The sequence below is a fragment of the Aliarcobacter cibarius genome (assembly GCF_013372265.1).
Lineage (GTDB): Bacteria > Campylobacterota > Campylobacteria > Campylobacterales > Arcobacteraceae > Aliarcobacter > Aliarcobacter cibarius.
Genome location: NZ_CP054051.1, coordinates 1,924,665 through 1,938,270, shown reverse-complemented (window position 1 = coordinate 1,938,270; position 13,606 = coordinate 1,924,665). Strand labels below are relative to the sequence as shown.

Here is a 13,606-nt window from a genome sequence, read left to right as displayed (position 1 = left end):
GTTAATATGTATTTTGAAACAATCAAATGTGAAGATTTTGAAGTTTATAATTTAGATTATCACAATAAAAGAGTTGCTAGAACTATTGGGAAGAATTTAAATTTACAAGAGTATATTAATCCACCAACAAATGAGCTTTTAAGATGTAAATTGGTTTATGATGACAATGAAATTTTAAATGTTGAATATTTTACTTATAAAAAAAGAGAATTTAAAAATTTTAAAATAATATTTGATGACAATATAGATTATTCAAAAAAATATCTAAATAGAGATACTTTAGATAAATTATATGAAAAAAGAGAAGATTGTGATGATATTATTATTATAAAAGATGAAATTATTACAGATACTTCAATAGCAAACATAGCAATACTTTATGATGATATTTGGATTACTTCAAAAAAATGTTTATTAGAAGGAACTACAAGAGCTAGATTGATTGAAGATAAAAAGATTATAGAAAAAGATATATCTTTAAACATGTTATATAAAGCTAAGAAAATTGCAATTTTTAATGCAATGTTAGATTTTATTGAATTAAATGATTATTCATTTAAATTATAAACTCTATATAAAAGTTTTTCCCATTTATTCTCTTTTCCCCAATTTAGATTTATTTTTTTTGTAAAATTTTTATTTGTTAAGTAGTAAGAATCTATTTCATTAAATGCAAATTTTGGAATTAAATCTACTCTTCTTGTAAGTGGAATTACAAGTGAACTCAAATTGTCCAAAACAAGTGGTGATTCATTTTTATTTTCACTATATAATAAAACCATGTGACTTCCATTTCTAGCTTTTACGTCAACAACTGCAAAATATAGATTTTCTTTTTTTATTCCTAATTCTAATAATGTAAAGTATTTTGCTATTGCGTAATCTTCACAATCACCATGCCCATTTATTAGAAACTCTTTTGGAGTAGCCCAATAATCATCTATACCAGAGCTTTTATTATCAAATTGTGGTAGTATTTTGTTTATAAAAGTATTTGTGTGAGATAACTTTCTTATTAAATCATAATTTTCAATTTTTACTTTTAATTCATCATATTTTTGTAATCTTTTTTCAATAAAAGATTTTTTATTTGAATTATTTATTGTTTTATAGTCTTTCTCATTTAATTTAAATTCATAAGCTAATAAAAAATTTGATAAAAGTGTAATAAGGATAATTAACTGTTTCATAAGATATAATAACAAAAATTTTCTAAAAGGAACACATTTTGCTAGATGATATTGTAGAGAGTTTGGATTATAAAATATTGATTGAAAATCAAATTAAAGAGCAGTTATCTTTTTTATTATTAAAAGATCAAAAATTTTCAATAGTTTTAAATGTTGAGAAAATAAGTTTTAATCCAAAACTACCAAAACATATAATGGATAAGATTAATCATTTTGCATTATTTTCTTTATCAAATTACACATATAGTACAATAAATTTAGATGATAGTTTTTTAACATTTGAAACAGGTTTTGGTGAAGAAAATATAGGTAGTATTTTAACAGTGCCTTATTACACTATTTTACAAATTATTGTTGAAGATAAAGTTATATTTATAAATCATACAGCGGCAGTAGATAGTTTTAAGTCAGAAAAAATAACAAGAAATTCTGCAGATGTATTTAAAAATAATCCTAAGAATAAAAAATTTAATAGTTAAAAAGTGGTGTTAAACCACTTTTTATTTTTTTGGAGAGAACTTAAATAAAGCACTTCCCCATGTAAGTCCACCACCAAAGGCATCAAATAAAATAGTATCACCTGATTTTATTCTACCTTCCTCGAACGCATAGTTCATAGCCATAGGTATTGATGCAGCTGATGTGTTACCATATTTATCAACAGTAACTACTGTTTGTTCGTCATTGATATTTAAAGCTTCACCAACTGCTTTTATGATTCTATAATTTGCTTGATGAGGTATAAAGTGAGTAATGTCTTTATTTGAAAGTCCATGTTTTTCAAGCATTTTTACAACATCTGAAGTAAGAGTTTTAACAGCAAGTTTAAACGTTTCATTACCTTTCATACTTATACAAGCCATTTTTGAATCTAGAACTTCTTGTGAACATGGATTTTTACTTCCCCCACCAGCAGTTTTTATCAAGTCTTCATAAGTTCCATCACTTGAACATTGAACATCAATAATTGCTTCACTTTTATCATTTGTTGCACTAATAATAGCTGCTCCTGCTCCATCACCAAAGATAAAACAAGTAGTTCTATCTTCATAATTTAAGATAGAACTATATTTCTCGGCACCAATAATTAATACATTTTTTTTCATGCCAGATTCAATAAAAGCTTTTGCAATACCTAAAATATAAACAAAACCAGTGCATGCAGCACTTACGTCAAATGCCATAATATTAGGTAAGTTTAATTTTGATGCAATTAAACAAGCAGTAGATGGCATACATAAAAAATCTGGTGTTACAGTAGCACAGATTATTAAATCTATATCTTCTTTATTTATTCCTGCTCTAGAAATAGCAACTTCAGCTGCTTTTGTACCTAAGTCAGAAGGTGCTTCATCTTTTTCAGCTAATCTTCTTTCCTTTATACCAGTTCTTTTTGTAATCCACTCATCAGTAGTGTCAATGATTTTCTCAAAATCTGCATTTGACATAATTCTAGGTGGTATATAAGCTCCAATTGATCTAAAAGCTGCATAATTCATTACATTTTCCTTTAGTATTAAAGAGTATCTTCTTTAGTACTATATTTTACTAATCTTTGTTCAATAATACTATCTAAGTTTGAACTAGCCGCATTTATTGCTTGAAAGATTGCATTTTTTATTGCTTTAGGGTTTGATTTTCCATGGGAAATTATTACAGGAGCTTTTACACCAAGTAGTGGAGCACCACCATATTCAGCATAATCAACTCTTACTTTTAAGTTTTTGAAAACTTTTCTCATTAAAACTGCACCAGCAATAGAAATGAGTGATCTTTTCAAACTTTTTTTAATAATTTTACCAATAGTGTCTGCAACACCTTCAGCTGTTTTAAGTAGAATATTTCCTACAAAACCATCACAAACAACAACATCTACAGTACCTTTGAAAATATCACTACCTTCTACATTTCCACCAAAATTAGGAATTTTTGAAAGTAACTTGTAAGCTTCTTTTGTTACCTCATTCCCTTTACTTTCTTCTTCACCATTACTTAATAATCCAATAATTGGTTCATCAAGTCTTAATACAGATTGAGCATAAGCTTGACCCATAATGGCAAATTCAAATAGATTTTTTGCATCGCTATCAACATTTGCCCCAACATCTAGTACTAATGTGTTTTGATTTTCACTTGTAGGCATTAGTGTAGCAATAGCAGGTCTTGAAACACCTTTTATTCTTCCAATTCTTAATGTAGCTAATGACATAGTAGCTCCTGAATGACCTGCTGATACAACAGCATCAGCTTTACCTTCACGTACTAATTCAATTGCCTTATAAATTGTTGATTCTTTTCTTTTTAATGCATCTGTCGCACTATCATGCATTGAGATTACATCTTCTGATTCAAGTATTTCTATTCTGTTTAAGAAAGTAGGTGGTATAAGTTTTAAAAGTTTTTCTTTATTTCCAACAGCTATAGCTGTAAAATTTATATTGTTTCTAAGAGCTTCTATAAGCCCTTCAACTATAGGTTCAGGACCGAAGTCCCCACCCATTGCATCAATTGCAATCTTCAACATTAGTTTTTATATTCACCAGTGTTTGGATTTACCATGTGAGGCATTTTCCAAGAACCATCACTATCTTTAACTGGTTTTTTTAATGTAATTTTGTAATGAGTTCTTCTCATTGCTGATCTTGAGTGTGATACTCTTCTCTTTGGTACTGCCATATTATTCTCCTTAAAATTCTTTTTCGAAAAGCTGATTATCTTCTAAGCAGTTTTTACAAATATGATAATCACTTTTTATACTATTTAATTCACTTTCAATTATTTCATCAAAGTCAATCAAACTATTTTCTATTTCTATTACTAAAAATTCTTCATCGTCACCTTTATATACTCCATCACTCAGAAGAAGTTTTAACTGTTCATCAAGTGAAAAAGGTTCAGAAGACCCACATCTAGAGCAATCGATATCAATTATGCCCTTTAGATTTGCTTCAATTTTTACTAAAGATGATGAAATTCTACAAAAAGTACCTTCAATTTTAACTGAATTAAAAGAAGTTTCTAATTCTTTTTTTGTAGTTGGTACTTTTTTAAACTCTATTTTCATATATTATTAACAAATTTCTCTTTGTGCAAAAAAGAAAGCAATTTCTATTGCAGCATTTTCTAATGAATCTGAACCGTGAACTGCATTTGCATCAATTGAATCAGCAAAATCTGCTCTGATTGTACCAGCAGCAGCTTCTTTTGGATTTGTTGCACCCATTAATTCTCTATTTTTAGCCATTGCATTTTTACCTTCTAAAACAGAAACTACAACTGGTCCAGAGATCATGAATTCAACTAAATCTTTGAAGAAAGGTCTACTTGCATGAACAGCATAGAATGCTTCTGCATCTGCTTTTGAAAGTTGTAATTTTTTTGTAGCAGCAATTCTTAAACCAGCTGATTCAAATCTGTCTAAGATTTTTCCAACTACATTTTTTGCTACAGCATCTGGTTTGATGATTGATAACGTTTGTTCCATCTTTTATCCTCTTTAAATTTTTAAGTCGCGGATTATATCGAAAAAAATAAAAAAAGACAAGTAAAAAATACTTGTCTTTATAATAATTTATTTAAAATGTTTTGAAATTATTCAATTACAGGAGTTCCTGCAGTTCCTCTATCGTCTTTTTCAATTTTACTTGAACCAACTTCATCCCAAACTATACAACCTTCTGTTGGACATGCATCTGCACATGCTGGGGCATCGTTATGTCCTACACACTCTACACACTTATCTTTATATACATAATATATATCTTCACCTGTTGGATTATCATCATTATCAACTATGGCACCAACTGGACATTCGTCTAAACAAGCATCACAGCTGATACAAATATCAGTAATTAAAACAGCCATTTTAGTTCTCCTAAATAATTTTGGATAACTTTAACAAACAATATATAAAATTAACTTTAATTTTGCAATAGATGATAAAAATTATTATTAAATAAATATTTTTATTTTTAAGCTAAATATAAATTTTATTTGATACAATTTCAGCATATAAAAAATTAAATAAAAGGAATAGAATATGTTAGTAACAAAAAAAGCACCAGATTTTACAGCAACGGCAGTGTTAGCTGATGGAACAATAGTAGAAGATTTTAACTTATATAAAAATATTGGAGAAAAAGGGGCAATCTTATTTTTCTGGCCACTAGACTTTACATTCGTATGTCCATCAGAAATTATTGCATTCTCAAAAAGAACAGATGAATTTAAAGCAAGAGGAATTAATGTAATTGGTTGTTCAGTAGATTCTCAATTCTCTCACTTCGCATGGAGAGAAACTGCAGTTGAAAATGGTGGAATTGGAAGAGTTAAATTTCCAATGGTAGCAGACTTAAATAAACAAATTGCAAAAGATTATGATGTTTTATTTGGTGAGTCTGTTGCATTAAGAGGATCTTTCTTAATAGATAAAGATGGAACAGTAAGACATGCAGTAGTTAATGATTTACCATTAGGAAGAAATGTAGATGAGATGATCAGAATGGTAGATGCAATGTTGTTTACAAATGAATATGGTGAAGTATGCCCAGCAGGATGGCAAAAAGGTGATGAAGGAATGAAAGCAGATAAAGATGGTGTAGCTAATTACTTAGCTAAAAATGAAGGTAAATTATAATATCTGTTTAAATGAAGGGATACTAAATTTTAGTATCCCTTTTTTATTTTCTTGACAAATTTAGAAATATTAACTAAAATTGTCCTTTTACTTTTAAAAAAAATCTCAAAAAAACTACAAAACTACATAATTTTATGTGAAATCAAAGGCAAATATACTCATGGAAGAGTCTAAAGAAGAAATAAAATCAAAAACTACAAAAAAAACAAGAACACATATACCTGTTGATGGTTACAAGATAGAACAACTAAGAGAGTTACCTATAGAAACTCTTCTTGACATTGCAAATGATCTAGATGTTGAAAATCCTCAAGAATTAAAAAGACAAGATTTAATGTTTATGATACTTGCATCTCAAATTGATGCTGGTGGATTTATTCTTTTTACAGGAATTTTAGAAATAAAAGAAGGTGGCTTTGGATTTTTAAGAGCAATTGATGGAAATTTTTCAGATACTTCAAATGACTCTTATGTAAGTGCTACACAAATTAGAAAATTTGCATTAAGAACAGGTGATATTGTAACTGGGCAAGTTAGACCTCCAAATAAAGATAGTGAGAAGTATAATGCCCTTTTAAAAATTGAAGCTATAAATTATCTTCCCGTAAAAGATTCAAAAAATAGACCATTATTTGATAACTTAACTCCTTTGTACTCAACAAAAAAATTTAATTTTGAATATGAATCACAAAAAATGACAGGAAGAATGCTTGATTTATTTGCTCCTATGGGGAGAGGTCAAAGAGGATTGATTGTTGCTCCACCAAAAACTGGTAAAACAGAATTATTAAAAGAACTAGCTCATGCAATAAGTAAAAATCATCCAGAAGTTACTTTAATGGTTCTATTAATAGATGAAAGACCAGAAGAAGTTACTGATATGCAAAGAAGTGTAAAAGGTGAAGTTTACAGTTCAACATTTGATTTACCTGCTCAAAATCATGTAAGAGTTGCTGAAATTGTTATTGAAAAAGCAAAAAGACTTGTTGAAATGAAAAAAGATGTTGTTATATTACTTGATTCAATTACTAGACTAGCCAGAGCTTACAATACTGTAACTCCAAGTTCTGGAAAAGTTCTTTCTGGTGGAGTTGATGCAAATGCACTTCATAAACCAAAAAGATTTTTTGGAGCAGCTAGAAACATTGAAGAAGGTGGAAGTTTAACTATTGTATCAACTGCTTTAATAGAAACAGGTTCAAAAATGGATGAAGTTATTTTTGAAGAATTTAAAGGAACAGGTAACTCTGAAGTAGTGCTAAGTAGAAATGCTGCAAATAAAAGGGTATATCCAGCTCTTGATATCATTAAATCAGGTACAAGAAAAGAAGAACTTCTTTTATCTTCAGATATATTACAAAAAACATGGATTTTAAGAAATGCTATTTCGCAAATGGATGAAGTTGAAGCACTTAAATTCTTATATTCAAAAATGCAAAAAACAAAAAATAACGAAGAATTTTTTGCATCTATGAATGAATAAAACTTTATTTTAGCTTAAAAATGTCTAAAAAAGTAAAATATTTATAAAATTGTAGATATTTTACTTGAAATTTAAACAAAATTAAATAAAAACTCTGATACAATCCTTCTCCGAAATTTGAACAAAAGGAAGGAAAATGGCAAATATCAACGAACTTTTAGATTATCTAAAAAGAACAAGTCCTGGGCAAGATGAGTTTCATCAAGCTGCTGAAGAAGTTTTACACTCACTAGAACCACTATTTGAAAAATATCCAAAATATAAAGATAATAAAGTTTTAGAAAGATTAGTTGAACCTGAAAGACAAATCATGTTTAGAGTTACATGGGTTGATGATAAAGGTGAGATCCAAATCAATAAAGGGTATAGAATCCAATTTAGTTCGACTTTAGGACCATACAAAGGTGGGTTAAGATTTCACCCAACGGTAAATACTGGAATTATTAAATTTTTAGGATTTGAACAAATCTTTAAAAATGCTTTAACTGGTCTTCAAATTGGTGGTGGAAAAGGTGGAAGTGACTTTGATCCAAAAGGGAAAAGTGACAATGAAATAATGGCATTTTGTCAAGCTTTCATGACTGAATTACATAGACATATCGGTTCAACAACAGACGTTCCTGCAGGGGATATTGGAGTTGGTGGAAGAGAAATTGGATATATGTTTGGTATGTATAAAAAACTTGCAAATGTGTATGATGGGACTTTAACTGGTAAATCTTTAAAATGGGGTGGATCACTAGCTAGAACAGAGGCAACTGGATATGGTTGTGTATATTTTGCAAAAAATATGTTAGATGCTAGAGGAGAAACTTTAAAAGGTAAAAGATGTGTAGTTTCTGGATCAGGAAACGTTGCCATTTATACTATTGAAAAACTTTATCATTTAGGTGCATTACCAATTACTTGTAGTGATTCAAAAGGTATGATTTTAGACGAAGAGGGAATTGATTTAGACTTATTAAAAGAGTTAAAAGAGAATCAAAGAGCAAGACTTACAGAATATGTAAAATATAGAAAAAATGCAAAATATATTCCTGTTGAAGATTATCCAAAAGGAAGAAATGCAGTTTGGTCTGTTCCTTGTTATGCTGCTTTCCCAAGTGCAACTCAAAATGAGTTAAATTTAGAAGATGCTAAAGAACTTATTAAAAATGGTTGTAAATGTGTAAGTGAAGGTGCTAATATGCCATCAACAAATGAAGCAGTTGAATATTTTGTTGCAGAAAAAATTGCTTATGGACCAGGAAAAGCTGCAAATGCTGGTGGTGTTGCTACAAGTCAATTAGAAATGGCACAAAATGCAGCAATGATTTCTTGGACTTTTGAAGAAGTTGATGCTAAGTTAGAGCAAATTATGTATGGAATTTTTCAAAGAGTAAGCAAAACTGCTGAAGAATTTGGTGAGCCTACAAACTTTGTTTTAGGAGCAAATATTGCTGGATTCAGAAGAGTAGCTGATGCTATGATAGAACAAGGTATTATTTGATAAATATAATATCAAAACTTAAGGATTTTTCCTTAGGTTTATAAAAAACTTTCTTTACTATAAAACTACACAAAATATAATAATCAAATTTGAAAACTTAAATGTCATTTCCTTTAGTTCAATTAAAATTTTAAGTTTTCAATTTGTGAAATATCTACTATTAACTCAAACCTTTTTAACAATTTAGTTATATCTTTTTAGCTATAATTTTGCCAATTTTTCAATAAGGAAATATTTGAAAGTAGGACTTTTTGACTCAGGCCTTGGTGGTTTAACTGTATTAAATGCTATTGCAAAAACATTAAAAGGTGCAGAAATATTTTATATAGCAGACACTATGTATGCACCTTATGGAGATAAAAGTAAAGAAGAAATATTTGTTAGATGTGACAAAATAACAAAATTTTTACTAGAAAATTATGGAATAGATGCACTAGTTGTAGCATGTAATACAGCAACATCAGTTATAATAAAACATTTAAGAGATAAGTTTCCATTTTTGATAATAATTGGTATAGAACCAGGAATTAAACCAGCAATAAGTAAAACAAAAACTGGAAATATTGGTATTTTGGCTACAGCTTCTACTTTAAAAGGTGAAAAATATCGATTATTAGTTGATGAACTTACTAAAACGCATGATGTAAAGCTTTATGAACAAGCTTGTGTAGGTCTAGTTCAGCAAATTGAGAAAGGAGAAACTTCTACTTTACAAACTTATGATATGCTTGAAAATTGGTTAAAACCAATGCTTCATAATAATGTTGATACAATAGTTTTAGGTTGTACACATTATCCTTTAGTTAAAAATACTATTAAAGATATCATGGGAGAAGATGTATTATTGATAGATACGGGGGATGCAATAGCAAAAAGACTTATGATTTTAAGTCAAAATGCGGGGCACATAAATGAGGGGGATTTGGATATTTTAGTTTTATATACAGGAACTATAAATAGTGATATGGTAAAAGCCATATTAAAAAAGAGAAAATTTGAAATAAGGAAGTGTGAAATATGAGTAGTATTCAAGATAGAGTTTTGGCATTAAAGTATAGGCCAAAAAGATTTGAAGATTTAATTGGGCAAAGCACAGTTTCTCAAACATTAAGCCTTGCACTTGATAGCTCAAGACTTTCACATGCTTATTTATTTTCAGGATTAAGAGGAAGTGGTAAAACTAGTACAGCTAGAATTATGGCTAAAGCACTTTTATGTGAAAAAGGACCAACAAGTAAACCTTGTGAAGTTTGTGAAAACTGTGCAAGTGCAAATAATGGAAAACATCTTGACATTATAGAAATGGATGCAGCTAGTAATAGAGGAATAGATGATATCAAAGAGTTAATTGAACATACAAAATATAAACCAAGTCTTGCTAGATTTAAAGTTTTTATTATTGATGAAGTTCATATGCTTACTACTCAAGCATTTAATGCATTACTTAAAACTCTTGAAGAACCTCCAGGTTTTGTTAAATTTATACTTGCAACTACTGATGCTTTAAAATTACCTGCAACAATACTTAGTAGAACTCAACATTTTAGATTTAATAAAATATCTCAAAATGATGTTGTTCATCATTTAAGTCATATTTTGCATGAAGAAAAAATAGATTTTGAAAAAGATGCTTTAAATATTTTAGCTCGAGGAGGGCAGGGAAGTTTAAGAGACACATTGACTTTACTTGATCAAGCAATTATTTTTTCAAAAAATAGAGTAGATTGTAAAAGTGTTGTTGAGATGTTAGGTTTAATAAATCCAGAAAAGATGGAAGCAATTTTTTCTATTATTTTAAATCAAGGTGATATAAACGATATTTTAAAAGAGTTAGAAATCTATGAAACTACTCAAGTAATAGATGAAATGATTCTATTTTTAAAAGATAAAATGATTTTAAAAGATAGAAGATTTGATATTATTCTTTTTGATAGATTTTTTAGAATTTTAAGTGATGCAAAACATCTTTTAGCAATAAATAGTGATGGTACATTTGTTTTAATATTGACTTTTATGAAGTTAATGGAAGCTACAAAATTAAAATCAATAGATGATATTATAAATAAAATTGAAAAAATTGAACCAAAACCTGAAACTACTAAAGTTGCAAAAGTTATTGAAAATATTTTAGAAGAACCTATATCTGTAAAAGAACCAATAGAAACTTTGATAAAAGTTGAAAGTATAAGCAAAGAAATCAATGTTAATATTGAAGTTGAAGATAAAATGATTTCAAATACTACTTCCTTAAATATTATAGCAGATGCAATACCTGCTTTAAAGTTTCAAACTCCTTTTGATGAACTACCTACAATAAAGCCTGAAGAGGATTTTTCAAAAAAAGAGATAAGTGCTGTTGAAATAGAAAAAATTGAGGAAATTTTATATAACCCAGTAGAAGAGATAGAATATATTCCTTTTGTTGAAGAAAGAGATGAATCAATTGATTTGTATACAAAATTAACTGAAAAAGTTTATGATAGAGATTTTGAATTAGGTGAGTGTTTTGAGAAAAACTTTATTTATAATGGTTTTTCAAATAATGTGCTACAGATAATTTCATATGCAAAAGATGAAGAAAGAAAGCTCTTATATAAACATTTTGGAATAATAAAAGCTTTTGCACAAGAAGTTTTTGGCTCAAATGTGGAACTAGATTTTAAAAAGGAAGAAGCCACCATACTAAATGAATCTTTAGTTAAAGAAGAAGATGAAAATAGAGTTCAAGAAGAGCAGAAAGATGTTCAAAATGATATAGGTTCAATGATAGAAGATATTGAGGTTGGTTCGGGTTGTGTTGCTAGCATTTTACAAGCTACAAATGAGACTTTGTCATCAAAAGAGTTATTAGTAAATGATATTTTAAATTCAAAAATGGTTGATAAAGTAAAAGAACTCTTTGATATTAGAAAAATTACAGTAAAATCGCGAAGTTAAGATTAACTTTTTATTAAAGATAAAAAGATAGACTATTAAAATTTTATAAAAGGAAAATATACGATGAAAAAAAGTGAAATTCTATTTACAGGAAAAAAAGTATCTACACTATTTGCTATAAGTACACTTTTAGGGACAGCACTTTTTGCAAATGACAATTTGGTTTTAGATTATGAGAAAAAGAGAGTTTCTCAAAATCCAAATGTAAAAGTAAAAGATATTAAAATAAATACTAAAAAAGAGTTAGCTCTTGCTGGATGGACAGGATATATCTTAGATATAGACGCGGTTGTTCAAGGTAAAGAGATAAAAGCTAAAGATTTCTTATTTACAAATGGAACACATATTGCACCTGAATTAATAGATATGAAAACTATGCAATCATTAAAAGATAGTTTATTTCCAAATTTAACAGAGAAGTATTACAATAAATCAAACTTCATAGCTGGAAATGAAAAAGCAAAAAATAAAATTGTATTATTCTCGGATCCACTTTGTCCATTTTGTATGGATTACATACCAACAGTTATAGCTGAAGTTAATAAAAATAAAGAAAATATTGCTTTATACTATTATGCTTTTCCTTTAACTCAAATACATCCAGCATCTCTTCCTTTATCTAAAATAATAGAAGTTGCACATAATAAAGGTGTTGCAGATATTATTACAAAAGCATACACTGCAGATTGGTCAAAATATTTTGATGAAAAAGATACTGATGAAGCAAAAATATTAGAGGCATTTAATAAAGAATTTGGAACAAATATAAAAATTGAAGAGTTAAATAAAAAAGAGTTAAACGATAAAATAGCAAAAGATATCTCTATGGGCGATGATGTTATGGTATCAGGAACTCCTACAATTTATGTAAATGGTGTAAAAGAGAATCCAAAATTCAATTTTGATACTTTAGGTAAATAGTATGGAAAAACTTATAATTGCCACAAGAAGAAGCCAATTGGCTCTTTGGCAAAGTGAGTATATAAAATCTGAACTTTTAAAATATTATCCAAATATGAAGATTGAACTTCAAGAGTTTGTAACAAAGGGAGATAAAATTTTAGATGTTCCTTTAGCAAAAATTGGAGGGAAAGGTCTTTTTACAAAAGAGCTTGAAGTTGCTATGATGGAAGGAACAGCCCATCTTGCTGTTCACTCTTTAAAAGATGTTCCAACTCAATTTGAAGATGGATTAACATTAGCAGCTGTTTCTAAAAGATTTAATCCTCAAGATGCACTTTTAAGTAATAAATATAGCTCTCTTGATGATTTACCAAAAGGTGCTATAGTTGGAACTACAAGTCTTAGAAGAAGAATGGCTATAAAAATGTTGAGACCTGATATTGAACTTAAAGATTTAAGAGGAAATATCAATACAAGAATTGCAAAGTTAAATGCTGGAGAATATGATGCAATAATTTTAGCTGCAACGGGAATTGAGAAATTAAATCTTCAAAATGAAGTAAAATATTTTTCCCCAATTTCAACAGATATTATGATTCCATCAATGGGACAAGCAACATTAGGAATTGAAACAACAACTGATCCTAAAATTTTGGAAATTGTAAAAGTATTAAATGATAAAAATGCGGAAATTGAGTCAAAAATTGAAAGAGGATTTGTAGATACACTTCAAGGTGGTTGTCAAGTACCAATAGGTGTAAAAGCTACTATTTTAGATAAGAAAACTGTAAAAATAAATGCAATTGTTGGACTTCCTGATGGAACTGAATACATCAAAGATAGTAAAATTGTAGATATTAATAGTTTTGAAACTGCTGGTTCAGATTTTGCAAAAGATTTTATAGCTAAAGGGGCAGTTGAGCTTTTAAAAAGAGCAGAAACTATGGCATTTAAATAAATCTCATATA

At 28.5% G+C, this 13,606-nt stretch carries 16 protein-coding genes; 9 read left to right on the top strand and 7 right to left on the bottom strand.

The window, feature by feature from the left end; translation table 11 throughout:
• The first annotated feature begins 6 nt into the window (after positions 1–6).
• Positions 7–567 (top strand): aminotransferase class IV, encoded by a 561-nt coding sequence (locus ACBT_RS09750; protein ID WP_034218447.1) that lies wholly within the window; start codon positions 7–9, stop codon positions 565–567.
• Here ACBT_RS09750 and ACBT_RS09745 read toward each other — a convergent pair.
• Positions 549–1,190 carry a transglutaminase-like cysteine peptidase gene (locus ACBT_RS09745; RefSeq protein WP_024774615.1) on the bottom strand — a complete coding sequence of 214 codons (642 nt, stop codon included), beginning with the start codon at positions 1,188–1,190 and terminating at the stop codon, positions 549–551. The two genes, ACBT_RS09750 and ACBT_RS09745, sit on opposite strands and share 19 nt — an antisense overlap.
• A gap of 38 nt (positions 1,191–1,228) precedes the next feature.
• Here ACBT_RS09745 and ACBT_RS09740 point away from each other — a divergent pair, with 38 nt between their 5' ends.
• Complete coding sequence (locus tag ACBT_RS09740) at positions 1,229–1,669, top strand: hypothetical protein (protein ID WP_024774616.1); 441 nt, start codon at positions 1,229–1,231, stop codon at positions 1,667–1,669.
• Positions 1,670–1,690: 21 nt separating this feature from the next.
• Here ACBT_RS09740 and ACBT_RS09735 read toward each other — a convergent pair whose 3' ends face one another.
• The 6 genes from ACBT_RS09735 to ACBT_RS09710 form a co-directional block, all read right to left on the bottom strand.
• The gene (locus ACBT_RS09735) at positions 1,691–2,689 is read right to left on the bottom strand and encodes a beta-ketoacyl-ACP synthase III (protein ID WP_024774617.1); all 999 of its coding nucleotides are present in this window, start codon (positions 2,687–2,689) and stop codon (positions 1,691–1,693) included.
• Positions 2,690–2,706: 17 nt separating this feature from the next.
• On the bottom strand, positions 2,707–3,714 hold the full coding sequence (gene plsX / locus ACBT_RS09730) for a phosphate acyltransferase PlsX (RefSeq protein ID WP_024774618.1): 1,008 nt from the start codon (positions 3,712–3,714) through the stop codon (positions 2,707–2,709).
• Positions 3,714–3,866: a 50S ribosomal protein L32 gene (gene rpmF / locus ACBT_RS09725; RefSeq protein ID WP_024774619.1), complete on the bottom strand. Its 153-nt coding sequence runs from the start codon at positions 3,864–3,866 to the stop codon at positions 3,714–3,716. Before rpmF ends, plsX begins: the two co-directional genes overlap by 1 nt.
• Positions 3,867–3,876: 10 nt before the next feature.
• The gene (locus ACBT_RS09720; RefSeq protein ID WP_024774620.1) at positions 3,877–4,254 is read right to left on the bottom strand and encodes a DUF177 domain-containing protein; all 378 of its coding nucleotides are present in this window, start codon (positions 4,252–4,254) and stop codon (positions 3,877–3,879) included.
• A 6-nt stretch (positions 4,255–4,260) separates the two neighbouring features.
• On the bottom strand, positions 4,261–4,674 hold the full coding sequence (gene ndk / locus ACBT_RS09715) for a nucleoside-diphosphate kinase (RefSeq protein ID WP_024774621.1): 414 nt from the start codon (positions 4,672–4,674) through the stop codon (positions 4,261–4,263).
• A gap of 107 nt (positions 4,675–4,781) precedes the next feature.
• Positions 4,782–5,054 (bottom strand): DUF362 domain-containing protein, encoded by a 273-nt coding sequence (locus ACBT_RS09710; RefSeq protein WP_024774622.1) that lies wholly within the window; start codon positions 5,052–5,054, stop codon positions 4,782–4,784.
• 175 nt (positions 5,055–5,229) lie between these two features.
• Between ACBT_RS09710 and ACBT_RS09705 the strand changes: the two genes are divergently transcribed.
• The 7 genes from ACBT_RS09705 to hemC all read left to right on the top strand — a co-directional run bounded on the left by ACBT_RS09705 (position 5,230) and on the right by hemC (position 13,596).
• Positions 5,230–5,826 carry a peroxiredoxin gene (locus ACBT_RS09705; protein WP_024774623.1) on the top strand — a complete coding sequence of 199 codons (597 nt, stop codon included), beginning with the start codon at positions 5,230–5,232 and terminating at the stop codon, positions 5,824–5,826.
• A gap of 160 nt (positions 5,827–5,986) precedes the next feature.
• Entirely contained in the window at positions 5,987–7,309 is a 1,323-nt protein-coding gene (gene rho / locus ACBT_RS09700) for a transcription termination factor Rho (protein ID WP_024774624.1), read from the top strand.
• A 136-nt stretch (positions 7,310–7,445) separates the two neighbouring features.
• On the top strand, positions 7,446–8,798 hold the full coding sequence (gdhA, locus tag ACBT_RS09695) for an NADP-specific glutamate dehydrogenase (RefSeq protein ID WP_024774625.1): 1,353 nt from the start codon (positions 7,446–7,448) through the stop codon (positions 8,796–8,798).
• Positions 8,799–9,033: 235 nt separating this feature from the next.
• Entirely contained in the window at positions 9,034–9,819 is a 786-nt protein-coding gene (gene murI, locus ACBT_RS09690; RefSeq protein WP_024774626.1) for a glutamate racemase, read from the top strand.
• Positions 9,816–11,735, top strand: coding sequence for a DNA polymerase III subunit gamma/tau (locus ACBT_RS09685; RefSeq protein ID WP_024774627.1), 1,920 nt, complete (start codon positions 9,816–9,818; stop codon positions 11,733–11,735). Before murI ends, ACBT_RS09685 begins: the two co-directional genes overlap by 4 nt.
• A 63-nt stretch (positions 11,736–11,798) precedes the next feature.
• Entirely contained in the window at positions 11,799–12,656 is an 858-nt protein-coding gene (locus ACBT_RS09680; RefSeq protein WP_024774628.1) for a DsbA family protein, read from the top strand.
• A gap of 1 nt (position 12,657) precedes the next feature.
• Entirely contained in the window at positions 12,658–13,596 is a 939-nt protein-coding gene (gene hemC, locus ACBT_RS09675) for a hydroxymethylbilane synthase (RefSeq protein WP_024774629.1), read from the top strand.
• The last annotated feature ends 10 nt before the right edge of the window (positions 13,597–13,606 follow it).

Excerpts from the sequence above, each read along its gene's own strand:
- ACBT_RS09750 (WP_034218447.1), top strand. The coding sequence starts at position 7 with ATGTATTTTGAAACAATCAAATGTGAAGATTTTGAAGTTTATAATTTA.
- ACBT_RS09745 (WP_024774615.1), bottom strand. The coding sequence starts at position 1,190 with ATGAAACAGTTAATTATCCTTATTACACTTTTATCAAATTTTTTATTA.
- ACBT_RS09735 (WP_024774617.1), bottom strand. The coding sequence starts at position 2,689 with ATGAATTATGCAGCTTTTAGATCAATTGGAGCTTATATACCACCTAGA.
- plsX (WP_024774618.1), bottom strand. The coding sequence starts at position 3,714 with ATGTTGAAGATTGCAATTGATGCAATGGGTGGGGACTTCGGTCCTGAA.
- rpmF (WP_024774619.1), bottom strand. The coding sequence starts at position 3,866 with ATGGCAGTACCAAAGAGAAGAGTATCACACTCAAGATCAGCAATGAGA.
- ACBT_RS09720 (WP_024774620.1), bottom strand. The coding sequence starts at position 4,254 with ATGAAAATAGAGTTTAAAAAAGTACCAACTACAAAAAAAGAATTAGAA.
- ndk (WP_024774621.1), bottom strand. The coding sequence starts at position 4,674 with ATGGAACAAACGTTATCAATCATCAAACCAGATGCTGTAGCAAAAAAT.
- ACBT_RS09710 (WP_024774622.1), bottom strand. The coding sequence starts at position 5,054 with ATGGCTGTTTTAATTACTGATATTTGTATCAGCTGTGATGCTTGTTTA.
- ACBT_RS09705 (WP_024774623.1), top strand. The coding sequence starts at position 5,230 with ATGTTAGTAACAAAAAAAGCACCAGATTTTACAGCAACGGCAGTGTTA.
- rho (WP_024774624.1), top strand. The coding sequence starts at position 5,987 with ATGGAAGAGTCTAAAGAAGAAATAAAATCAAAAACTACAAAAAAAACA.
- gdhA (WP_024774625.1), top strand. The coding sequence starts at position 7,446 with ATGGCAAATATCAACGAACTTTTAGATTATCTAAAAAGAACAAGTCCT.
- ACBT_RS09685 (WP_024774627.1), top strand. The coding sequence starts at position 9,816 with ATGAGTAGTATTCAAGATAGAGTTTTGGCATTAAAGTATAGGCCAAAA.
- ACBT_RS09680 (WP_024774628.1), top strand. The coding sequence starts at position 11,799 with ATGAAAAAAAGTGAAATTCTATTTACAGGAAAAAAAGTATCTACACTA.
- hemC (WP_024774629.1), top strand. The coding sequence starts at position 12,658 with ATGGAAAAACTTATAATTGCCACAAGAAGAAGCCAATTGGCTCTTTGG.